Origin of the sequence: Methanogenium cariaci JCM 10550 (assembly GCF_001315945.1) — an archaeon.
Taxonomy (GTDB): domain Archaea; phylum Halobacteriota; class Methanomicrobia; order Methanomicrobiales; family Methanomicrobiaceae; genus Methanogenium; species Methanogenium cariaci.
On the sequence record NZ_BBBG01000008.1, the window covers coordinates 16,387 to 38,213 of the forward strand.

Below are 21,827 nucleotides of genomic sequence, written 5' to 3' on the forward strand. Positions count from 1 at the left end.
CTTCCTGAAAATGGGGGGGGACTGGTCTGCCTGCGGTAAAAAGTAAAGAGGTAAAAAAATGAAATTAAGAAAAGACGTGCGGGCCTTGAGCTGCTACTGGTAATTGCCCTTATCGGAGCAATTTTCGTTTCGGCGGTTAGTGCTGATAATGTCGAAATCTCTAATTCAGTTCAATTGGATGAAGATTTACAAGCTGGAGACTTTATTATTAGTAATTCAAATAGTTGCGTAAAAGCATCAGAAATGCTAAAAATTATTGATCCTGAATTTTACCAAAATTTATCTGAGGATCAGAAAAAAGAATTTGATAATATGGATGTAAATATTCCGGATCTGAACGACCCAGAAGGATCCTCAGAATTTAATATCAAAGCTACAAAGAAAGAATCTAATTCAAAAACGGGATTTGAAATACCTGCCTATGTAAATGGCTACGCAGATTGTAAATATGATTCTTTTCTTGGCTTAACTGGAGCGTTTTATGAAGCAAAACAAACGGCAACTCTAATCATGCCACAGATGCGAACAACAGTATATCTGAACTATCGTCTTAACTCAAATTATGGTTGGAATGATATAGGATCCGCCGAAGAAACAGCAACACTTTGCACTTATCTTGAAGCTAGTGACATAGAGGGGAATCCAGATAATGGAGATTATCAGGCTGTGGGATGTTATTATGGTGTATTCCCACCAGGATATGCCCCCCCACAAAGTTATTTTGGGTCTTCAACCTCTCCAATAATGACTCTATCCTAAATGAGAGATATTTAGAAATCCTTCCTTTTTTTAAAGATACATACTCATTGGATACAATCAGAACGACAAACAAGGTTGAGAGAATAAATAAGGAACTCAAAAACGAACCAGTGTTGTTGGTGCATTCCCGAATGATGAGTATTTACTGAGACCAGAGGTCTCTGTTGTGATGATATGAATGGGAGGTGGATTTCCAGCAGAAAACATATATTGATGGAGATAAAATGATCCAGTATTGATATAGGTAGATCAATTTTCCAGAAAAATAGGTAAACTATCCAGCGAAAAGTGAGAAAATGAGCAAAATACACAAGCATTTCGTCATCATTGGAATTATTATGGCAGTGATTATCCTGTCGGCCGGATGTATGGACTACATGCCTGCGCTGGTAGGTGACCGTATAATAACGGACGATAACGTCACCCATCAGAAATGGCAGTCAGAATATCTGGAAGATCCGGATAAATTCAAGACGAATCCTGAAAATCCCCTCGAATGGACAGTAAAGGGAATGTGTATTGCTGCTACACATGGGCATGAGGAAGCACTGGAGTATTACAATATCGCAATTGAGCTTGATTCAGAATATGCATTTCCATATTATGAAAAGGCATTTTCGTTAATTATTCTGCAAAGATATGACGAGGGTGAAGAATGCCTTGACAGGGCTGTTGAAATCAACCCTCAGTATGAACCGTTCGCCAAAAGAATACGGTCTGAGTTTATCCGGGAAGAATCGTGAAAACGATTTAGCACAGAATCATTCATCTTTTCCTGCGATGATTCTGCGGTTATCACGGTATGACCTCATGCTCTTCCGGCAAAATCATCGAAACGTATCAATCCATTTAGACGATTTGGTCTGAATAGGTATTTGTGAAGAAGTGAAGTGATTATTCAAATGAGGAACACGATGTTTGACAACCGCCAAAAAATAAGGAATACAGTCGCCGTGCTCATCATCTTTCTTTTCTTGCTAACCCTGCTATTCACCGCCGGATGCTCCGAAAAAGGACATAAACAGCCAACCTTTGACATCTGGGTGCTCAAGATCGATGCAGACGGGGACGAGCAGTGGAGCACCATCATTGACGGAGACCCGGACGCGTCGGGATAGAGATGATCCAGACTCAGGATGGCGGGTACTCAATCGCAGGTACAGGCACAAGGAATGGCTCAATCCTCCGCATTTTTATGCTTGACGCGAAGGGAGATGCCGGAGTGGATTTGACCATCAATACATCCCCGGACTCCGGCCGTTCACTTGTCGAGGCTCCCGGCGGAGGATATGCCGTCACCACACGGGAGGAATGTCTGAAACGTATAGATGAAAGCGGAACCGTCCTCTGGAGCACGCCGCTCGGCAAAGAAAGCGATCCGTTGCTGTGGGAAGCGGACAAGGGGGGGTGGCATGTGGTCAGGGCACCGGACGGCGGGTATGCTACAGCGGGGGGGAACAATCAGTCCGTCAGACTTGATGAGGAGGGAACAATAGTATGGGAGACAGCATTTGCTCCGGACAAGAGCGCCAGAACAATAATCGCAGCACCTACGGGAGGCTTTGTCACCGGAGGAACCTGCGATGCCGGTGTGTGGGTCACCCAACTCAATGCTGAAGGAGACAGCGTATGGAACAGGACGTTTTCGACCGAATTACCCGCACACCTCTCTATCGTCCGACTATCCCCCGATGGCACATATGATATGATCTATGGCACCACACAACATGTTTCCGGGGGGGATAACCAGGAAGACAAGTGGATCACAGAGACAACGGAAGTTTCTCTATCTGCGCAAGGCGAACAGATAGGCGAAAAACCGGTGCCGGTCTCCCGGATCATTGTTGCAACCGAGGACGGCGGATATGCATATGCAGGGTATTCTCACCCACAATATAACGATCTCCGTTCATCAGACAATCCCGGCTCTCCTCTTCGGGTTGTCAGGCTTGACAATGTCGGGGGGGAGGTTGTTTGGGATGCATCATTTGATATCGGCGATGATCGACCCGTCACATCGATTATTCAGACCGCAGACGGTGGATTTGCTCTCTTCGGAAGGTACCTTGATTTCTGAGCGCTTTGTTCATACGTGCGGAATCGTTCAGTAATCTGGTAAAGGTAACATTCATGGAAAAAAAGGAACCGGTAACCAACACCGATGTTGTTGAAATCACTCGAATCGATACGTTATTGCGGGTAAAAATGTTCGCCGGAATCATATCCGGTATTGCCATTTTTTGTCTGCCTGTGGTAAAAAGTGTGGAAAAATGAAACCGAAAAAAAGCATGCGGGCCTTGAACCTGCTGATGGTTATAGTGCTTGTCGGGGGCGATTTTCGTTCCGGTTGTGAGTGCTGAAAATCAAACTTTAGACCAGAAAGAAACTCATACTTTGATCGTATCTATCGAATCAAAAATATCCGATGATATTTTAGAAATAAATGCAGGGAATCAACATGTTGATCATTCATAAATCATTGAGGTAATGATGAAAAAAATCCTATTCCTTTTTTATTCATTATCATTCTGAGTGCAGGATGTAGTGGACAACCGTCTCAATATGACATGCAGGTCTGGCTCTACAGTATCGATGCTTCAGGAGATCAAAATTGGGTTTCATGCATCGATTGTGAAAATCTAGAAACCGGAACATCCTTGTTTGAGGACAATTCGGGAAATTATGTTATCGGAGGGGGGGGAATCAATGAAAATCGTAGCGTTTCAACAGTTCCGATAATTGTATGGGTGGATTCAGCAGGGGGGGACGTCATCCAAAAAAGATATTATGGTACGGGAGACGATGGGTGGATAACATCTTTATCAAATGATCCTGATGGTAATCTTTTTGCGGTGTGTTATTTGGGGGGGAAAAGTCTGATTCTGGATGAGAAAGGGGGGGAAATCCTACATGAAATTTCTGTAAACGTGACCGAACCCGGATGGTGGGCTTCATTACAATCGCCGGAAGGTTATGTCGCTGCTGACAGGGTTGAAGCTTATGCCGTTGCAAACAATGGCACATTATTATGGCATACGATATTTCAGCAGAACAGCACTGCAAAAAGCAGATCATTTTTGATTATGAATGATGAAGGCAATTATGTTATCGCTTCCCCGTATCATTACGAAGATACCTCCCGTACGTTACTGGTCGAACTGGACAATACGGGCGCTGTTAAAAGAAGAATCATTTTGGACATCAATGCAGTCTTTTCCTTAAATGAGAATTCTGACGGGAATTATGAAATTATCGGAGGACCGGATTTATCCGGCAGTTTATATGTCGTTGATAAAAACGGGCAGATTCTTTCAACAAGTCCGGTTGACTATAATCTGCCGGGGGGGATATATTTCTGTAAAAGCGGCACCTGCTATTCTGAACCGGCAAATAAGAATCAGATAAGGCTGGTACAGAAAGATTCTGCGGGAGATGTTGTCTTTGACAAACAATACCAAGGCGGAGATTTTTATGATTATCCCAAATCAGTGATCGAAACACATTCCGGGGATATGCAATTCTTGTGAGGCATGAAAGCTATGAGTAAATGTTGAAAAAAATGGCAAATCCTTATTTCACATCTCATATTGGTGAAAATCAGTGATATTCTGACCTGAATAGAAGTGAGGGGGATAATGCAATCTCCGGCAGTTGGGTTAACTCTACAAAATATATCTTTTTCACCTATGACCCGTCTTCACCGGAATTTCATCTCAGGATTATCATGGCGATTCAACTCATGACAATGCAAGAGCCATTCCTGAAGCAAAGGTATGGGTTGCAGGTTATGTTTTACACCACTGATACCATTTTTATGGAGAACAAAGGATGATACAATCAATTTCTCAGATAGTGCAACAACACAAAAAATTCATTCTGTTACTCGTTGTACTGGTAATTTTGCCTTTGATTGGTATCGCTGCTTTTCCTTATTTCATGTATCTGACCGTCCCCCCCCGGATTGGCTTCTTGTGTATGAGGTTACTGAACAGAAGGCCATGGATGGCACGATTGTCCATCTTGATGATCAGAACTTTAAGGACTACCCCCCCGTGCTTGAAGAAGTACTATGGGGGGGAAGTGAACACTACGAACCGGGATCCCCCATACAGTAAAGGAGATCTCCGCCAGGTGGGTGAGGTGGAATACCCCCCCGAAAAGATAACGCAGTGGACCATTGACAGATATGTCTTTGACAATACTACCGGTGAGCGAAAATATTTCGAATATAACGGGAGTTACTACAGGATAGGAACCTTATACGCCGATTAAATCGTTTCGGAACCGTGAGTAGTCGGGGGAGAACGTAACGCAGGTCGGCCGGAAAAACCGGGTATTAACATGGCATCTATTGTATTCTCTTTCTGGAGAAATGAGAGCATTTGACTGACGATGTGATTATTAATATCTGACCTCATGCTCTTCCGGCAGAATCATCCAAACGGGTCAGGCCATTTCGACGATTTGGTCTGAAGAGATATGTAGGATGAAACGAAATGGATCTTCAGGGAATCTGATTCTGCCTGAATCCGGGGGGGCGGGTCTTTCTGCGAAAAAAAGGAGAACGGAAAAAAATGAAATCGAAAACAGGAATGGGAGACGTATGGGAATTGGTGCACAACTAAAAACTGCTTTCACCAGTCCCCGGAGTTTTTTCCAGCAGCGCAATACCCGATCACTGCAAGAGGATCTTCGGTTCTTTTTTGCAATCGTGGCCATTGTATCCGTATGTTTTACCCTGGCAGCCTTTCTTCAGGGGGGGTTCTATGCGGGGGGGGAAATGAATCCGGTATTGCCGGATGCATCTCGCCGGGTTTATTCTGCTGGGCACCGTTGTCGGGCTGTTACAGGGTTTGATAGGCGGAGTGATCTTCCTTTTGGGCATCAGTCTCATTGAGCATTTTTTCCTGCTTTTTGTCGATGAAGACGTGGAATTTGAGAAAACCATGAAATCGGTGGTCTATGCGTTGTTCCCCCCCGCCATCCCTTTCTTCTGGGCGGGTGTTGTTGTGAATGTTCCTCTCGCAAGTCTGCTTATGTTGATCTGCTTCGGTCTGATAACCTATTATGGTATACGGGTATTTCATGAAAAATCAAAAGACCGGGCCGCATTTGTCTCTCTTGCAACAAGTCTCGTTCTCCTGATACTATTCCGCAGATGGATATTCATTCCCGGATTGCCATGGTAATCATTATCCCCCCCGGTAGGCATGGGGGGGTGGCCGGCACTGCAACCGCCGTTCGGAAATAAAAATGCGCCGGAATCGTATGGTAGCCCAATTGAGTCTGACCCGGAATATGCAGTTGCGGTATTTAACCGGAAACGATCTGCCCCCCCAAGAGAGCCTGGATCAGACTATGCCAGTCGATCCTCAGTTAAAATTTATGTGAATGAAGGAAACCGTCATGGAAAAAAAGAATCAGTAACCAACACCGATGCTGTTGAAATCACGCGTATTGATATGTTTTCCCTGGTAAAAATGTTCACCGGAATCATATCCGGTATTGCCGTTATGATCTCTGTCTGCGGTCTGTTAGTCTACTATTTCATCATCAGAGGGAATATGATATTTCTTCCGGAAGCATATGCAGGCTTATTTCAGTTCTTCACCATTCCTGCCATTATCGGGTGGCTTGTTGCCGTCATTGTCATCAGCAGTATTGGGGGTTTCCTTCTTGTAGGGATGTACAATGTCATTGCCCGAAAAACAGGTGGGATTGTTCTCTCAATGAAAAAATAACCGTTTGAAACAGTCCTGATCAGATATCCAATTTTTCAGACATTTTATCACACAATTCAGGAACCATTCGCGAAGCAAAGCCGTCCAATTTTTGACGGAAAGAGCTATACTGATCCCGAATGGACGGTCGACTCTTCCGGGATGATCTGATTTTATGCTCCTGAAAGATCAGGATTGTAGTTGTCAACCGAAGGTATGACGATCATCTCACCCGTCTCAACTTTTTCCATCACATCGCCTGCCGCCGCAGGCGCAATGAACAGTGCCGCAAGGAGAAGGACTGCCAGTAAAAATGACGTTTTTCTGCCATGATTATGTGATTATAACTATCTGAACTCACGTTCTTCCGGCCGAATCATCAAATCGGTCAATCCATTTAGACGATTTGGTCTGAAGAGATATGTAGGGTGAAACGAAATGGATCATTAGTGGATCCGGTGCTGCCTGAAAATGGGGGGGGACGAGTCTGCCTGCGGTAAAAATCGGTGAAACAAGAATGAAAATGAAACGAATTCTAAAAAATTTCGATGTATTACTTAAATATGCCCTCATCGCTATTCTTCTCCTGTCTTTTCTGACCTACATTTTTGTCTTTATTATCAACTGGGAAGCCTATTATTTCGGAGTGAAACTCAATGGAACTCCGGCCGGGCTGTACTTATTCCTCAAAGCAATCGGTGCCGGTTCGCTCGCTTTTCTCCTGATAAAATATCGTCGATACACTCTGGCGGTTGCTGCTCTCGCCGTTCTCTACTTCGGTTACACATTCGTTGATTCGGCCGTAACAATCCAGACACTGACCGATAATCTCTATTCTCCGTATTTATTGAAGTTATTCATCATCTCGCTTGTTTTTTTGATTATTCATACCCTTGTAGCCATACTCTGTAAAGGTGATGACAATCCAACTATGATTGAATCGACAATTGATTCGATTTTCGCCAAAATCGGGACAAAAAAACGGATGGTAACAATATATTAATTGGAATTCTGCTGGTACTTGTAGTATTTTTTGTGATGATTTTCATCCTGCCTTTCGTGGTGCCCTTATTATTTTGGCTCCTGGGTCTATTTTTTGGATAAATAGAATGACTTTCACCATTTTTTCAGACATCTCATCCCACAACCCCGGAACCATTCGAGAAGGTATGACAATACTCACATTCTTCTCACCGTTTTCCATCCCATCGCCCGCCGTCGCAATGAAATGGCCGGTAAAAATGAACGGTTCCCTGTCATCAGCGATTATCAATATCTGACCTCATACTCTTCCGGCAGAATCATCCAAATCGGTCAATCCATTTAGACGATTCGGTCTGAAGAGATATGTAGGATGAAATGAAATGGATCTTCAGGGAATCTCATTCGTTCGGAACAGGTGGATGAGTCTGCCTGAAAAAGGAGAGAGGGAAAAATGAAGGGAATCAGGTATTTTCTCGTCACGGGTGTGATACTCACAGCCATCATCCTGTCGGCCGGATGTATGGACTACATACCCGCGCTGGTAGGTAACCGTATAATAACGGACGATAACGTCACCCATCAGAAATGGATGTCAGAACATCTGGAAGATCCGGATAAATTCAAGACGAATCCTGAAAATCCCTTCGAATGGACAGTAAAAGGAATGTGTATTGCTGCTACGCATGGGCATGAGGAAGCACTGGAGTATTATAATATCGCAATTGAGCTTGATTCAGAATATGCATTTCCGTATTATGAAAAGGCATTTTCGTTAATTATTCTGCAAAGATATGACGAGGGTGAAGAATGCCTTGAAAGGGCTGTTGAAATAAACCCTCAGTATGAACCGTTCGCCAAAAGAATACGGTCTGAGTTTATCCGGGAAGAATCGTGAAAACGATTTTGCACAGAATCATTCATCTTTTCCTGCGATGATTCTGCGGTTATCACGGTATGACCTCACGCTCTTCCGGCAGAATCATCCAAACGGGTCAATCCATTTCGACGATTTGGTCTGAAGAGATATGTATGATGAAATGAAATGGATCTTCAGGGCATCTCATTCGTCCGGAACAGGTGGATGAGTCTTTCTGCGATAAGGAGATAGGAAAAAAATGAAGCGAAATCATCTGATATTGGCATTTATAGCGGGTATCATTGCCGTTCTGTTTGGCGTATTCACCGGTCAGTTGATCCTCATGGCCATTGTCGTGTTACTCATTGCACTTGTTCTGGTGGGTTCTGACATATTGCAATGGGTCAAAACTCAGATTGAGCTGCATACCGATAATGAATGTAACGTCATTGACATGAATCATCTGGAGGAGTCACTCGGGTCTGTCAACCATGACATATCCGAAATCAGACAACGTTTAGACAATATGGACAACAGAGATCTGTGATAGAATGAACACACAGACAGCAGTTCTCATCCTGGCGATATGCGTATCACTCCTGGTTGGTGCCGGTTCTACATTTGTGCTCATGCATGACGCTGATACACTCTCTCTCCCACCAGGCATCTACGGTCTGCCGTTGTCAAACTTGTGGAGTATTGTCACCGACCAGACCGGCGTTGACAATTCAACTGCAATTCTCAGCCAGATATCGATAATAACTGCGCCGGACGGAGTGATCGAATCATTGATCTTTGATTTCTACGGAGACGAGGAGGGCATACATCAATGGTATCATGTTGGCGTCAACCCGAAAGGGGGGGCAATTACCTGGCGCTCATCAAAAATCGACGGCGTACCCCCCCCTAAGGGAACGCATCCCCCCCTTAGTCTGTTTACGGAAATTGAGCGGATACCCTACCGGGAATGGTTTGGCGAAAAGGCAGGACTGGCCATTGATGTCGATTCACAGTCGGGAGACCTGAGCTACGGTGCCAGTAGCTATTCAGATATTTTTGTTCTGGATACTGGTGAACTGACTCCCCCCCTGAAAAGAGTGGAATTTCATACGGATGAGCCCTTTTATGAAATTACTATCTGTTATAGAATGGAATATGAATCCGTCATGGTATCGGGGGAAAAAACCGTGTCGGTTGCCGTCCCACAGAATGATTCTCCCTGTAGCACTGTTTTCACCATCCCTGATCTTGAAAAGGCTGAAGTTGTGGAATATCGGTGATGAAAATAACAATCCCCGTTTTTTCCGTGGGTGTTCTTCATATTGGTTCCGGGTGCACTGATACCAAACCTCCGGGAGTCTGCCGGAGAATGGACGACAAAAGGAATGGGCAGTGTTGCAGCGGGTGGCAGGAATGAAAAAGCGCTGGAATATTATGATACCGCAATCAGGCTTGATTCACAATTTGCAGATACTTGTATTGGAAAGGCAGTTGCGCTATTTAATGACTCAAATCCATCCCAAAGTTGCAATAATGATGGTATCTTTTCTCCTTGTTGGGTCTGTAGCAGGATACTCTCCAATCTATGAATGTAGCCCGGTAGAGATGAGCAACACAGACGGGAATCTGATCTCTTTTGCTGATCAGAACGATCAGGTGAGAGGGCCGGATTCCAAAGCCTATATTCACCCGATCATGGGCCGTCCGAAACTCCCTGAGACCACGAATGCCGTAAGAAACACGCCAGTAAGTAGTTCATCGGAGGCAGTGCTCAAAGAGCCTGTTATAGGGGGGGACAAGGTACTGTATGATGATTCGGTGCCGGATCGTGAATTCAGCATTTTTTACCGACCGGTTCTCCTTATTTTTGGAGCAATTGGAATGATCATACTATTTGTGCTTTTGATACTCTACTCCCGTGTTCTGAAGTCCCGGAGCAAAGGCACCTGAATCCGGGATTTTTGGGGTTATGTCCAACGGGACGGGAACCATTCGATGACGGGTAAACGATTGGCCCATAAAATGTTCATTCCGTGAATCCGGTCTCTGATGGCGGATACCTTGTTGTCAGTTCTGCGGAACGGTAAACTGAAATATCTCCCTCCTTTTTTATTTCGACGATTCGGTCTGAAGAGCTATGTATGATGAAATGAAATGGATCTTCAGGAGATCCGGTGCTGCCTGAACAGGGGGGTCTGCCCGGGGTTTAAGAGGGAAACAGATGAAATCGAAAACAGGCATGCAGGCTCCGGGCCTGCCGGGGGGGGTATTTTCCGGGGGGGCAACCTTTGCCACCGGTCTGCCGGGTCATATCGGGCTGTTCCTCCACAGAGAGCGCAGAGGTAGAACATGAATGAGAATGTTCAAAAATACGGATTGGTCATCCTGACCGTCATCGTTTTCGGCATCATATCGTATATCATCATAAGCGGCATGACCGCATTCTCCGGCCCGGCAGGGGGGGAGGAGAGTGACGTCCCGGATTCCGTCGTCATTATCAGGAAGTATGGGAATTTTTCGCAGGATGACTATAATATATACGAAGTGATGCCTGAAGCGATTAACCTGTCCCGTGCCGAACTTTCAGAGTATATGGGCCTGGAAGGCGGCCCTCTTGTTGGTTATGGGTTATATTATGAAGGATACATTGAGGTCTGGTGGGACAAAGACATACCCGTGAATGAATCTACCATGGACAGGATTTATTCTGTCTGGAACAAAAACGGAAAACTTGCCGGTGCAGAGGACATACCGGTTGTCTTTTCCCTTTCTTCAAAATATGAGGGTGACTGATCGGAGTTGTCAGATCGTTTTCTTTTCCTTTTTTTCCTGTGAGATCCGATCTTCTCCCGCCAGATTACGGGCAACCCCCCCGATCTGTACGACCGGGGAACGAAGAGGGACAGGTACCAGGGGTCTGCCTTGCATACCATTATTTGCTGTAAACGTGATTCGCCCGCGGTGAAGCAGATGAGGTGGTACAAGGTAGTGGCACTGGTATTCGTATGTATGCTGCTCCCGTCGCTGGCGGCAGCTACAGACGGGAAGGAATATGTTGTCATTTGGGGGTCATTCGCACCCGCCGACAGGGAGTCCGTTCACCCCCCCTACGGCATCGCGATGGATGCTGCGGGGAATGTCTATGTGAACGATCCGGAACACGGCCGCATCCAGACCTATGCGTCCGAAGAACTCCCGTCCGCCGGTGAAACGATGCTCAGGGAAGCTGCTCCTGCCGGTGAAACCGTACTGAGGGACAGCACGCGGGGGGAATGAGTGGACCGTCGGACCGGGCCCGGATGACGATTTTGCCACCATTCAGGATGCCATCGATGCCGCATCGGATGGCGATATCATCATCATCAGGAGCGGAACGTACAAAGAGGATGTCGTGGTGAATAAGCGTCTCATTCTGTATGGCGGCTATGATGCGGGGGGGATCGACGGCAGGGTCTCCCTGACGGCGGACGGGACAATCCTCATCGGATGCATGGTGGTCTCCGGGGGGGTGTGGGTGGAATCCGACAATAATATTCTCGAAGGTGTACTCACTGGGTGGTATATCGATGGTTCGCATTGGATTCGGGAGGGATTTATTGTCTGGGGGGGATCGCACAACACCTTCACCAACTGTATTGTGGATGGATTTTTCCTGGGGGGGCGGCGCTACCGGCATGATCATCGACGGAACCAGCGGCAACACGTTCACCCGTAGCGGAGTGATTGACAGCTACATTGGCGCCTATCTCAAAGACTCCACGCATACTATCTTCCGAAAATGTGGATTTGTTGCACGAGGTGATGGCTTCATCCTTGACGGGTCCACGCAGACCACCTTCATCGACTGCGGTATCGCCAACACGGATTATCCGCACGCAGGGGGGGTGTCCGGCGGAAGCGAGACCACCTTTACGAACTGCAACATTTTCGGGGGGGTGAATATGGAGTGTTTGTCGGAAGCGCCACTTTTACCAACTGCGCAATTTCCGGGGGGGGTGAGGCTGGGGGGGTGTTCGGTGAAGGCACCTTCAGAGATTGCACTATTTACGGGCATAAATACGGGGGGGTGTTTGGTGGAGGCGAGGCTACCTTCACGAACTGCCAGATTTTCGGGGGGGGTGAATACGGGGGGGTGTTCCTTGATGGATCCCGGATGAATGCGTTCACCGACTGTAGCATCTCCAGCCGGGGGGGTGCGGCGTCTACCAAGGGAAGTTCTGCGGGAATAACGTCTTTACCCGGTGCACGGTGCACGGCGATAGCGTGGACTGGTGCGGGTTTGTGTTCTTTGCCGATGCCGGTCTTGAGGAGGCGGTGCGTGAAGCGCTCGGTATTCCTGAAGGAGACATCAGCGCCGAAGATATGGCCAATCTTACGGTGCTCTCTGCCCCCCCTGACCGGGGGGGGATCGGGTGCCTTTCGGGGCTGGAGTATGCAAGTGGTCTGGAGCTGCTTTGGCTCGACAACAACCGCGTCAGCGACATCTGCCCCCCCCTTGCCGGACTGACCAGCCTCCACGAGCTGGTGCTATCCCATAACGAGATTCGCGACCTCACCCCGCTGGTGACAAACAGCGATGCCGGGGGGGGATTGGACCGGGAGACGAGGTGGACTTGCGGTGCAACAATCTTGACCTCACACCGGGGGGGTCTGCGGCGATGACGGCAATCGGGACGCTTTCGGCACGAGGGGGGGTGCAGGTTCTCTATGAACCGCAGGTGACCCCCCCGGCCCTGCCGGCGAACTTCACGGCGGATGTGACCGAAGGGGGGGTCGCACCGCTGACGGTCACGTTCACCGATCGAACGACCGGCGGGCCGGAGGAATGGTGCTGGGAGTTTGGCGACGGCACGACCTCCACCGAGCAGCACCCGGTGCACACCTATATGACCGCCGGAACCCGCACCGTCTGCCTGACCGTCAAAAATGCGTGCGGGTGCGACACCACCGTGCATGAGGATTATATCCACGTGCACGCACCGCACCCCACCCCCGTGGATGAATTCCCCGCGGGCGGGGGGGGAATAATGGTGATGGTCTGTGGCATTCTGGGTGTTGCGGGGGGGTTATTATGCGGAGAAATGATTCTCCATGATCCTCGAACTCCCTGTTTTTGTAAAAATACGGCCGGAACGGATGCCATTGTTCATTTTTTAGAGAGGTTGTGATGGCTGTCTTTGGCCGGGGGGGAGTTCGCCCCCCCCGTAATCGTCAAATCATTGTTTGCCTTTCCGAAGAACGACCGTTCCGGCGGAACACGTCGGCAGCAACCGTATGTCCGGGATATGGGAAAGGGAAAGATTCGCGGAACCATTTATATAGTAGCACCCTGATTCCAATGCATGAGAACCTACACCATCCTCCCCCCCGTTCTCGCACTTTTGATGGCCATCATCCTGGTGGCCGGTTGCACCGACACCGCTTCTGTGAACCAGAACGAGGCGGGGGGGGCGACTCCTGTGGTTACTCCGACACCACCTCCCTCCCTGAAGAGCTGATGGCATTTGTCCAGAACGCCTCCGAATATGCCGAGGTGCACGGACAGGAGGCAGCTCTGCGCGAATTCAACAACCCGTCCGGCCAGTTTGTGAAGGGTGAACTCTACATCTTCTCCTACGACCTTGAGGGAACCACTCTTGCTCTCCCCCCCTTCCAGCCTGACCTGATAGGCAAGAGCGCTGGAACACAACCGATGCCGACGGCACCGCCTTTATCCGGGAAATGATCGAAATGGCGCAGTCCGGTGGTGGGTTCGTCCGTTACCAGTACCTGGACCCTTCGGACAACAACACCGTCAAACCCAAACTCAGCTACGTCGTGGAAGTGGATCAGAGCTGGATCATCGGGTCCGGCATCTATGATCCGGAATAAAACAATCCGAACGTGAGCGGGGGGGGCCGACCCCCCGGAGGGGGGGTAACCTGTCCAGACAGCTGAACATCACCAAACCCGTCCACCCCTCATGCCATACGGCACGCCCGGCTCACCCATCTTCGAAAGGGAGAACCATTGAGGCATATGGCTTGCCGCCCGATTCAGGGAGTGCCTGACGGGGGGGAGGTGCCCCCTTGTTCCTTTTGGGTCTACCCCAGCGCCCGTGGACCGTGTGCATCCTGGGCACAACTGATTTATATTCCGGGCGGATAATTGACGGTTCATGGAGACCTACTTAGGCAGGGCTGAGGTGAAGGAAAAAACCGAAGAGCTCCTGGATGAATCGTCCCGTTATACTTTCACGGATATTGAGAAGGAGCTCTTGGCACTGGGTTTCATCCAGAGGGGGGGATCAGACCCGGCATCGGCTGAATTTCAGCACACAGGAACGGGACTGATGCTCGATCTTGAGTTCAATGAAGAAGGTGATCTACACTCATATGAATTGCTCACCACCGAGGAGAAAGACGAGAAACAGAGACGGTTCCGGTGGTGAGCGGAGGGGGGGCACATTGCCCCCCCAGAGGTTGGGGGGGTTATTCCGTTCTGCCATCATCCACAGGGTCTTTGTACATGACATCTCTGTCCTGGTCCGCCGCCCCTGCCCTTCCTCTCGGAATCCCACCGGTTGGCAGAAGGAATCCTCAAAGTGTTTTGCTATCCTGCGGAGAAAATACGCAACATATACGGCAGAAGAAACGGTGATGAATGATTGGTAAAAGAGATTCCTTTCCGGGCGGCTGCACCGGCGATGAACTGAATAGAGTTCCCTGTGGGTTTGGTTATCTTACGATTCTCTTCTGCGGTACTGAAGCATCTGGGATATTCTTTGGTACTCGGCATCCGAGAGCTTCCTTGCCGGGATTCTGGAAATCACATAGTCACCTCCTTTTTTGTTGTAACCTTTGTTCTGTTGTTTGGTTGGCATTAAGAGATCCCGAACAATGTTCTGATTTCCGGGAAAACAAAAAATATGTCCATCATTGGTGGATTAGATGACGAATCAATCCTTTCCTTCGGCCACCCGGCAGAGACCTGGTATGGAGGATCTTTCCGTGTTGGTGAATATACTCGATATCACCCTGCAACATGCCACCCCCCCAATCTCCACCGTTTTCAGGCAGGTAAACCAATGGCCTGCAACGGTCTGGGAAGGTATTCGAAAGGTGTTGAAACCGGTTGCAGAAATTCCTGAGGGAAGTCTGTTTGAAATTGAGGGTGATGAAGTGAATTTGGTTTTCTATTGAAGTCAATCAGAGAAAAACTGTGATCGTAAGGCCTTTTGGATCACACAAACCGGAGCTCGCTCAGATCCTTTCCCGCGATTTCTTTCTTCTCCAGGTGTTCGATTTCGTGGGCGAGGCCATATGCCGGGGGGGAACCCTCGAAGGAGATCTCCTTTTTGCCCGGATCCTCGACCTGATCTCTCCTGCAAGCGGGTCGATTGTCATCTTCAGGATCCTGTCCGCCCTGACTTTGACCCGGAACGGCCGTTCCACGAGGAGACGGGCGGGTTTGTTTCCGCATTTTTCGAGCCGGTGGACGGTCCCCCCCTCGCCCTCTTTTATCGCCGGGTTCACAAGGAGATAGACTTCCTCCAGAGAGGAGCCCAGCTTTGTCTCCTCGTCGTACACCGAGGTCTTCTTCATCACCGATACAGCCTGAGATTCTCGGATGCGTAGCTCCAGTCGCCCCCCCAAACCGTAAGGAGAAGATGAATGGGAGGAGGGCCTCGGGGGGGAGAGGCCAAACCGTGCGGCAAGATCCTTCTCGGCCTTGAGGAAGACAAGGTCCCTGATGAGGTCGGCAGGTTCCATTGTTCCCTCCTCTTTTCCGTATATGGGATAAAATAGTTGGGGGCCCGATGGGATGGGGGGTTTATCAGAACTCCGGATAATCCTCTCCCTTCGTCACTTCACGGATCCACGGAGGAACACACCGGCGACTGATCTGCCGGTCGCGGTTTCGTCCTCCAGACTCTCAACAAACCGCTGTAAAAGGGCGTGCCTTTGCTCAGCAATCTCCTGTGCTGTGTCCGTGTACATCAGCCCCCCCTGAAGCTTCAGCAGTTTTTCATGGATATGCCCGACAGCGCCCCCCCCGATGCCGTCCCCCCCGCGTTCGCCTGCCCGCATAAACGTCCGTGCAATCCCGACCGCTCCCATGGCGTCAAGATTGTCGGCATCAGAGAGAACTTGTGCCTCCAGGGTCTCCGGTTCCGGGCCGGTGCTGAATCGGTGGGAGCGTATCGCGTGGACAATTGCCGCGATGCGTGCTGCGTCGTAGCCCGCCTTCCTGAGATATTCTTCTGCAATCCGTGCCCCCCCTTCCTCCTGGTGGGGGATGCCTGTCTCATCCTCGATGGGGCGGGCAATATCGTGGAAGAGGGCGGCAGGAATGAGTACCCGCATATCCGCACCCTCGGCCACCCCTATCTCCTGGGAGAGCCGGGTGACGCGGAGGATGTGGTCGAGGCCGTGGGTTCCCGACTGACTGAAGAACGTCTCGACATAGGCGAGTATTGTCTGATTTTCGGTGCTATCCATGGTGAAAGAGAGGTTGGCACTGGATGGTGATAAGGGGGGGTCGGGCTATATGCAGGAGACACCTGAAAGACGCGTTTCATCAAATGGTACCGTACTGTTGTATGATGTACATATATCAATCCGGAGATTCCACGTTTGAGCATGTACACCCGTGAGGCTTCGTCCCTTGACCTTTTTACCGATTCTGTCCGGCTCATGGGGGATGCCACCCTGTGCGGAGTGATGGAGTTTGACCAGAGCCTTGACGCTGACACTCTTCAGGAGGCTTTTCATGCGTGTCTCATGGCCCATCCTGTGCTTCACAGTCGGCTTGTCCGGGGGGAACGATCCTGCGGTCTGGGAGATGGCGGATGATGTTTGTGTTCCTCCGGTGCGGGTAGAGGAATGTCCGGAGGACTATCATTCCCATGTCATAGGATCGGTTGATCCCTCCGGGCCGCTGCAGTTTCGCGTGCGGCTGTTGCGCAGACCGTCGGGGGATGTGATTGTCATCAACCTCGCTCATGCTGCCGCCGATGCGTTCGGTCTGCACACGCTGATGTCCCAACTGCTACAGGAATACCAGACACCCGGCAGCATCAGTCCCGCACCAGGGGGGGGATTCCGGCACGTGACACGCTCTGGACTCAGGGATTGGATCTGGAAGGGACACCGGAATCTTTGGATATGAAAGTGATCAATCCATTGTGGCCCGATCCGTTCGGCACGTCCCGCGAGGCTTCGGCATTTCACCGGGAATGTATCAGCCCCCCGGACCTGGGGGGGCAATGCGTAGCCGGACACGGGCGCTCGGGGGGGCAGCATCAATGATCTGGTGATGGCGGCCTATTTCCTTTCGATGAGTGACCTCACGGGCCACAGGGGGGGCCCGGTTGATATCTTCTTCCCGGTCAATCTGCGCCAGCACCTGAATGACGGTTCACGGGTGATGAGCAATCAGTCCGCCAATGTCAGCTTTGCGCTCGTTCGAAAGGAGGGAGAGGGAATGGAGGAAATTCTTTCCCGGGTGATCCGGGAGACGAAGCTCCTGAAGAAAACATCCATCGGCATCAGGGAACAGGTTTTGATGGACAGGGCCTCTGACCCGGAAGGCAGACAGGTTCAGGAGATGGCCGGGGAGATGGCGGCCCTGCAAAAATCCGGTCTCGCGGATGTCTTCGTCTCGAATCCCGGACGATTAATTCTCCCGGATATGGCAGGGCTCACCGATGCCTATGTCTGCTACCCAGGATGTTACATGCCTGCCAACTGTTTTATCACCAGCACGTTCCGGGGGGGAAAATGACCGTCACCATGGGGGGGTATCAGGATAGCAAACGGGCGAGAGAGGGGGGGACGCGGAAGGCGATGGAGCTCTTCAGGGAATATCTGCTGGGCACCGTTTCCTGTTAACGTGAAGAAAAGAAAGACACCCGCAATCGGAGCCGGAGCCATGCGATCTGCCTGCTTCCTCCTCCCTCCCTTCTTCTCATTCTCCTCCCTATCCTTATCTTTCTCCGTATCCCCCCCATCCTCATCCATATAGGCAGTGCCGTACCCCCCCGGTTGCAGGCTATGCAATAACAGATTCTCTGCCCCCCCCATGCTCCCTTTATTTTGGGAAAATACGGCAGAAACGGGCGCCGTTTTGCCCATTCCCGGATGGCCTATAAATACGGTTGTTCTGTGCGTTATTTTAGCTGTTGTCTGATTATTGCAGAGTATTATGGGGGGGGCGTGCTTGTCTGTTTTTTTGAGAGGATGTATGGGGGGGTGTCTTTGGGTGAGATCGGCCCGCTCCGGGCTTCTGTGGGGGGGGATGGGTTTTTTTGGGGTGTGGGGGGGGTGTCTTGGGGGGGGTGTTTGCGCTCGATTTATACGCAATTTGAGCGTTAACTGGCGTATTGGTGCTTTCATTCCAAAAATGAATGAATGAATGAATTGCAATTCTCTGTTTCGGGAGGAAGAAACGCACAATCGATGAGGAATAGAGAGGATAGAAACATATTTTGTTGCTGATTTCAATCCACGCACCCGCGAAGGGTGTGACTTTGCAGGTCACCTCTGTAAACTCTGAATCATCATTTCAATCCACACACCCGTGAAGGGTGTGACTAAAACACCCGGCCCCATTCCCTGCCATCTCCGTAATTTCAATCCACACACCCGCGAAGGGTGTGACAATGGCCGTAAAGCGGGTGTCGGTTACCTGAATTCATTTCAATCCACACACCCGCGAAGGGTGTGACGTATAACACCTCTAGGCATCTTGCGCAGATTATATTTCAATCCACACACCCGCGAAGGGTGTGACTTCGATGGACGAGTAGTCTTGGTCGATCATCCAATTTCAATCCACACACCCGCGAAGGGTGTGACCTCACGGTTCCGGGCCTACTGGGACAAAGACGTATTTCAATCCACACACCCGCGAAGGGTGTGACCAAATAGCACCTCCCGATCCATATCGTTCCAATTGTATTTCAATCCACACACCCGCGAAGGGTGTGACAAGCTCATATGCCCTCTCGTTCAGGGTGAATCAGATTTCAATCCACACACCCGCGAAGGGTGTGACCCAGACCAATCCATCAATAATTCAATTTCACTCTTCATTTCAATCCACACACCCGCGAAGGGTGTGACGATGGCGATTACGCATCGCGATTTCAGGGATCCATTTCAATCCACACACCCGCGAAGGGTGTGACCTTTTTGATTCGCTCAATCAGGTGTTGTCGTGATGATTTCAATCCACACACCCGCGAAGGGTGTGACACAAAAACACATACCCCCTTTGCTGCTTATACAGGAATTTCAATCCACACACCCGCGAAGGGTGTGACAGCAGAAGAGCGGGGGGGACTACCAGGCAGAGGATCTATTTCAATCCACACACCCGCGAAGGGTGTGACAGAGGACGACGAGACCAAAGGACAGGACGAGGGCATTTCAATCCACACACCCGCGAAGGGTGTGACTTGATCAGCGTGCCCTGGTAGGGATGATCAAAGCCATTTCAATCCACACACCCGCGAAGGGTGTGACCTCGCTGGAAAAAATACGGGTGACATTCAAGACCTATTTCAATCCACACACCCGCGAAGGGTGTGACGAGTTCCCTCCCAGTAGACTCGTCCGGCACAAAATTTCAATCCACACACCCGCGAAGGGTGTGACGGGGGGGGTGCAACAGGTTGCACCCTAATCCCCCGGAATTTCAATCCACACACCCGCGAAGGGTGTGACGAACTATGACTGGCCCACGCTCCTCTACCCGATGATTTCAATCCACACACCCGCGAAGGGTGTGACGCCAAGAGGCACGCCACACCAACAATCAGCACCAATTTCAATCCACACACCCGCGAAGGGTGTGACTCAACACTCCCGAAGAGTTTGAAGCATTCTGGCGATTTCAATCCACACACCCGCGAAGGGTGTGACATCGAGGGGGGGAGGATGTAGAATGACACTATTTGAATTTCAATCCACACACCCGCGAAGGGTGTGACATCCCTCCTGTTGTTTGCGCTGCATGATCAGTGCCAATTTCAATCCACACACCCGCGAAGGGTGTGACCTTCTGACGTGATGTCCTGAATGATATAGTTCGACGATTTCAATCCACACACCCGCGAAGGGTGTGACCCGCAGTCATGGTAAACGGATTTCCGTCTACATCATTTCAATCCACACACCCGCGAAGGGTGTGACGGTTGCTGAACGTGTAGGTGTTACCCGGCAGTATGTATTTCAATCCACACACCCGCGAAGGGTGTGACTCCAAATTCATTCAGCAAAACAACCCGAACACAGCATTTCAATCCACACACCCGCGAAGGGTGTGACGATGGCCCGTGCTGCACACTATGTCCGGGTGCTATTTCAATCCACACACCCGCGAAGGGTGTGACGTTGCAGATCCCAGTTTGAAAACTCCGGAATCGTCATTTCAATCCACACACCCGCGAAGGGTGTGACGTTTGAACTCGAGGCGGGCCCCGAAATAGCGATGGATTTCAATCCACACACCCGCGAAGGGTGTGACGATGCGGGCCGAGGACTGGTTTGAGATGCTGGAAATTTCAATCCACACACCCGCGAAGGGTGTGACACATGATCAGGAGATATGATCACAGCATGAGCAAATTTCAATCCACACACCCGCGAAGGGTGTGACAAAATTTCTTCAAATTATTATTTAGAGATAATTTGATTTCAATCCACACACCCGCGAAGGGTGTGACCGTAGTCGTCCGCCGCTACGATACCCGGTAGGCATTTCAATCCACACACCCGCGAAGGGTGTGACGAGTTTTTCCGGCCGCTGCTTGAAGGCAATGGATACATTTCAATCCACACACCCGCGAAGGGTGTGACAGCGCATCCGCAAATCTGGCTCTTGCTTACCTTAATTTCAATCCACACACCCGCGAAGGGTGTGACAGGCACAAGGATACACATTTAATGAGCCAGATGAGATTTCAATCCACACACCCGCGAAGGGTGTGACATCTATTATCGCCCGCTGCTCAAGCTTGAGATTATTTCAATCCACACACCCGCGAAGGGTGTGACGATACACGCCACGGCGGTTGTGCCGCTGCCGAGATTTCAATCCACACACCCGCGAAGGGTGTGACGCACAGATGGCGCATATCGCGCGTGAGGAGTGGATTTCAATCCACACACCCGCGAAGGGTGTGACGTGACTGTTGGCGATGACAACCAGCGCATGCTCATTTCAATCCACACACCCGCGAAGGGTGTGACAATCTATTGCACACCCAATCACAATGAGATTTATATTTCAATCCACACACCCGCGAAGGGTGTGACATGGATAGCGACGTTGGCGATCCGCTGATGCTGCAATTTCAATCCACACACCCGCGAAGGGTGTGACCGTAGTGCTCCAGCGTTTAGACTCGCTCATCAAATTTCAATCCACACACCCGCGAAGGGTGTGACGTGACGAACGTTATCGTTTGTAATCAGACGTCCGATTTCAATCCACACACCCGCGAAGGGTGTGACGCACAGGCG

31 protein-coding genes and 1 CRISPR repeat array (1 of these 32 running past the window's edge) are annotated in these 21,827 nt (G+C 49.9%); of the genes, 29 read left to right on the plus strand and 2 right to left on the minus strand.

What is annotated here, in order from left to right; translation table 11 throughout:
* Positions 1-174 precede the first annotated feature (174 nt).
* The 26 genes from JCM10550_RS08240 to JCM10550_RS08360 all read left to right on the plus strand — a co-directional run bounded on the left by JCM10550_RS08240 (position 175) and on the right by JCM10550_RS08360 (position 15,500).
* Positions 175-759 (plus strand): hypothetical protein, encoded by a 585-nt coding sequence (locus JCM10550_RS08240; protein WP_062398381.1) that lies wholly within the window; start codon positions 175-177, stop codon positions 757-759.
* A gap of 296 nt (positions 760-1,055) precedes the next feature.
* Positions 1,056-1,502, plus strand: a complete 447-nt coding sequence (locus tag JCM10550_RS08245) for a hypothetical protein (protein WP_062398383.1) — start codon at positions 1,056-1,058, stop codon at positions 1,500-1,502.
* Positions 1,503-1,673: 171 nt separating this feature from the next.
* The gene (locus tag JCM10550_RS18635) at positions 1,674-1,877 is read left to right on the plus strand and encodes a hypothetical protein (RefSeq protein WP_157200088.1); all 204 of its coding nucleotides are present in this window, start codon (positions 1,674-1,676) and stop codon (positions 1,875-1,877) included.
* Positions 1,878-1,879: 2 nt separating this feature from the next.
* Entirely contained in the window at positions 1,880-2,836 is a 957-nt protein-coding gene (locus JCM10550_RS08250; RefSeq protein WP_062398385.1) for a hypothetical protein, read from the plus strand.
* A gap of 490 nt (positions 2,837-3,326) precedes the next feature.
* A complete protein-coding gene (locus tag JCM10550_RS08255) occupies positions 3,327-4,286 on the plus strand; it encodes a hypothetical protein (protein ID WP_062398388.1) in 960 nt (319 codons plus the stop codon).
* A gap of 444 nt (positions 4,287-4,730) precedes the next feature.
* Entirely contained in the window at positions 4,731-4,874 is a 144-nt protein-coding gene (locus JCM10550_RS18640) for a hypothetical protein (protein WP_157200089.1), read from the plus strand.
* A gap of 684 nt (positions 4,875-5,558) precedes the next feature.
* Positions 5,559-5,948: a YIP1 family protein gene (locus JCM10550_RS08270; RefSeq protein WP_157200090.1), complete on the plus strand. Its 390-nt coding sequence runs from the start codon at positions 5,559-5,561 to the stop codon at positions 5,946-5,948.
* Positions 5,949-6,146: 198 nt separating this feature from the next.
* Positions 6,147-6,500, plus strand: a complete 354-nt coding sequence (locus JCM10550_RS08275; RefSeq protein WP_218185156.1) for a hypothetical protein — start codon at positions 6,147-6,149, stop codon at positions 6,498-6,500.
* A gap of 502 nt (positions 6,501-7,002) precedes the next feature.
* Entirely contained in the window at positions 7,003-7,482 is a 480-nt protein-coding gene (locus JCM10550_RS08280; RefSeq protein WP_157200091.1) for a hypothetical protein, read from the plus strand.
* Between the two features lie 432 nt (positions 7,483-7,914).
* On the plus strand, positions 7,915-8,358 hold the full coding sequence (locus tag JCM10550_RS08290; RefSeq protein ID WP_062398402.1) for a tetratricopeptide repeat protein: 444 nt from the start codon (positions 7,915-7,917) through the stop codon (positions 8,356-8,358).
* Between the two features lie 220 nt (positions 8,359-8,578).
* The gene (locus JCM10550_RS08295) at positions 8,579-8,866 is read left to right on the plus strand and encodes a hypothetical protein (protein ID WP_062398404.1); all 288 of its coding nucleotides are present in this window, start codon (positions 8,579-8,581) and stop codon (positions 8,864-8,866) included.
* A 4-nt stretch (positions 8,867-8,870) separates the two neighbouring features.
* The gene (locus tag JCM10550_RS08300) at positions 8,871-9,599 is read left to right on the plus strand and encodes a hypothetical protein (protein WP_062398405.1); all 729 of its coding nucleotides are present in this window, start codon (positions 8,871-8,873) and stop codon (positions 9,597-9,599) included.
* Positions 9,600-9,975: 376 nt separating this feature from the next.
* Entirely contained in the window at positions 9,976-10,269 is a 294-nt protein-coding gene (locus JCM10550_RS08305) for a hypothetical protein (RefSeq protein ID WP_218185157.1), read from the plus strand.
* Between the two features lie 271 nt (positions 10,270-10,540).
* Positions 10,541-10,672: a hypothetical protein gene (locus JCM10550_RS24765; RefSeq protein WP_281175332.1), complete on the plus strand. Its 132-nt coding sequence runs from the start codon at positions 10,541-10,543 to the stop codon at positions 10,670-10,672.
* Positions 10,669-11,112, plus strand: coding sequence for a hypothetical protein (locus JCM10550_RS08315; RefSeq protein ID WP_062398411.1), 444 nt, complete (start codon positions 10,669-10,671; stop codon positions 11,110-11,112). The genes JCM10550_RS24765 and JCM10550_RS08315 overlap by 4 nt, the downstream gene beginning before the upstream one ends.
* 177 nt (positions 11,113-11,289) lie before the next feature.
* Entirely contained in the window at positions 11,290-11,595 is a 306-nt protein-coding gene (locus JCM10550_RS08320) for a hypothetical protein (protein WP_218185158.1), read from the plus strand.
* Positions 11,592-11,717 carry a hypothetical protein gene (locus JCM10550_RS24770; protein ID WP_281175333.1) on the plus strand — a complete coding sequence of 42 codons (126 nt, stop codon included), beginning with the start codon at positions 11,592-11,594 and terminating at the stop codon, positions 11,715-11,717. The genes JCM10550_RS08320 and JCM10550_RS24770 overlap by 4 nt, the downstream gene beginning before the upstream one ends.
* Positions 11,714-12,034, plus strand: a complete 321-nt coding sequence (locus JCM10550_RS19660) for a hypothetical protein (RefSeq protein ID WP_172673818.1) — start codon at positions 11,714-11,716, stop codon at positions 12,032-12,034. The genes JCM10550_RS24770 and JCM10550_RS19660 overlap by 4 nt, the downstream gene beginning before the upstream one ends.
* Positions 11,994-12,476 carry a right-handed parallel beta-helix repeat-containing protein gene (locus tag JCM10550_RS08330; RefSeq protein ID WP_172673819.1) on the plus strand — a complete coding sequence of 161 codons (483 nt, stop codon included), beginning with the start codon at positions 11,994-11,996 and terminating at the stop codon, positions 12,474-12,476. The genes JCM10550_RS19660 and JCM10550_RS08330 overlap by 41 nt, the downstream gene beginning before the upstream one ends.
* A gap of 91 nt (positions 12,477-12,567) precedes the next feature.
* On the plus strand, positions 12,568-12,981 hold the full coding sequence (locus JCM10550_RS08335) for a leucine-rich repeat domain-containing protein (RefSeq protein WP_157200094.1): 414 nt from the start codon (positions 12,568-12,570) through the stop codon (positions 12,979-12,981).
* Entirely contained in the window at positions 12,927-13,487 is a 561-nt protein-coding gene (locus JCM10550_RS08340) for a PKD domain-containing protein (RefSeq protein ID WP_245618902.1), read from the plus strand. Before JCM10550_RS08335 ends, JCM10550_RS08340 begins: the two co-directional genes overlap by 55 nt.
* Positions 13,488-13,661: 174 nt before the next feature.
* Positions 13,662-13,817, plus strand: a complete 156-nt coding sequence (locus JCM10550_RS20550) for a hypothetical protein (RefSeq protein ID WP_218185159.1) — start codon at positions 13,662-13,664, stop codon at positions 13,815-13,817.
* Positions 13,817-14,044 (plus strand): hypothetical protein, encoded by a 228-nt coding sequence (locus JCM10550_RS20555; protein WP_218185160.1) that lies wholly within the window; start codon positions 13,817-13,819, stop codon positions 14,042-14,044. The genes JCM10550_RS20550 and JCM10550_RS20555 overlap by 1 nt, the downstream gene beginning before the upstream one ends.
* Entirely contained in the window at positions 14,041-14,190 is a 150-nt protein-coding gene (locus JCM10550_RS20560; protein WP_245618904.1) for a cache domain-containing protein, read from the plus strand. Before JCM10550_RS20555 ends, JCM10550_RS20560 begins: the two co-directional genes overlap by 4 nt.
* A 286-nt stretch (positions 14,191-14,476) precedes the next feature.
* Positions 14,477-14,749 (plus strand): hypothetical protein, encoded by a 273-nt coding sequence (locus tag JCM10550_RS08350; protein WP_062398425.1) that lies wholly within the window; start codon positions 14,477-14,479, stop codon positions 14,747-14,749.
* A gap of 565 nt (positions 14,750-15,314) precedes the next feature.
* Positions 15,315-15,500 carry a hypothetical protein gene (locus JCM10550_RS08360; RefSeq protein ID WP_157200095.1) on the plus strand — a complete coding sequence of 62 codons (186 nt, stop codon included), beginning with the start codon at positions 15,315-15,317 and terminating at the stop codon, positions 15,498-15,500.
* 60 nt (positions 15,501-15,560) lie between these two features.
* On the opposite strand, the gene JCM10550_RS08365 is transcribed toward JCM10550_RS08360, so the two are convergent.
* Positions 15,561-16,070 (minus strand): hypothetical protein, encoded by a 510-nt coding sequence (locus tag JCM10550_RS08365; protein WP_062398432.1) that lies wholly within the window; start codon positions 16,068-16,070, stop codon positions 15,561-15,563.
* Positions 16,071-16,163: 93 nt separating this feature from the next.
* Positions 16,164-16,799: an HD domain-containing protein gene (locus JCM10550_RS08370; RefSeq protein ID WP_062398434.1), complete on the minus strand. Its 636-nt coding sequence runs from the start codon at positions 16,797-16,799 to the stop codon at positions 16,164-16,166.
* Positions 16,800-16,940: 141 nt separating this feature from the next.
* Here JCM10550_RS08370 and JCM10550_RS08375 point away from each other — a divergent pair, with 141 nt between their 5' ends.
* From JCM10550_RS08375 to JCM10550_RS08385, 3 genes are all read left to right on the plus strand, one after another.
* Positions 16,941-17,153: a hypothetical protein gene (locus JCM10550_RS08375; RefSeq protein ID WP_062398436.1), complete on the plus strand. Its 213-nt coding sequence runs from the start codon at positions 16,941-16,943 to the stop codon at positions 17,151-17,153.
* On the plus strand, positions 17,143-17,469 hold the full coding sequence (locus tag JCM10550_RS08380) for a hypothetical protein (RefSeq protein WP_062398438.1): 327 nt from the start codon (positions 17,143-17,145) through the stop codon (positions 17,467-17,469). The genes JCM10550_RS08375 and JCM10550_RS08380 overlap by 11 nt, the downstream gene beginning before the upstream one ends.
* Before the next feature lie 144 nt (positions 17,470-17,613).
* Complete coding sequence (locus JCM10550_RS08385) at positions 17,614-18,084, plus strand: hypothetical protein (RefSeq protein WP_157200096.1); 471 nt, start codon at positions 17,614-17,616, stop codon at positions 18,082-18,084.
* A 712-nt stretch (positions 18,085-18,796) separates the two neighbouring features.
* Positions 18,797-21,827: direct repeats of the CRISPR family, unit length 32 nt; unit sequence ATTTCAATCCACACACCCGCGAAGGGTGTGAC (it continues 2,779 nt past the right edge of the window).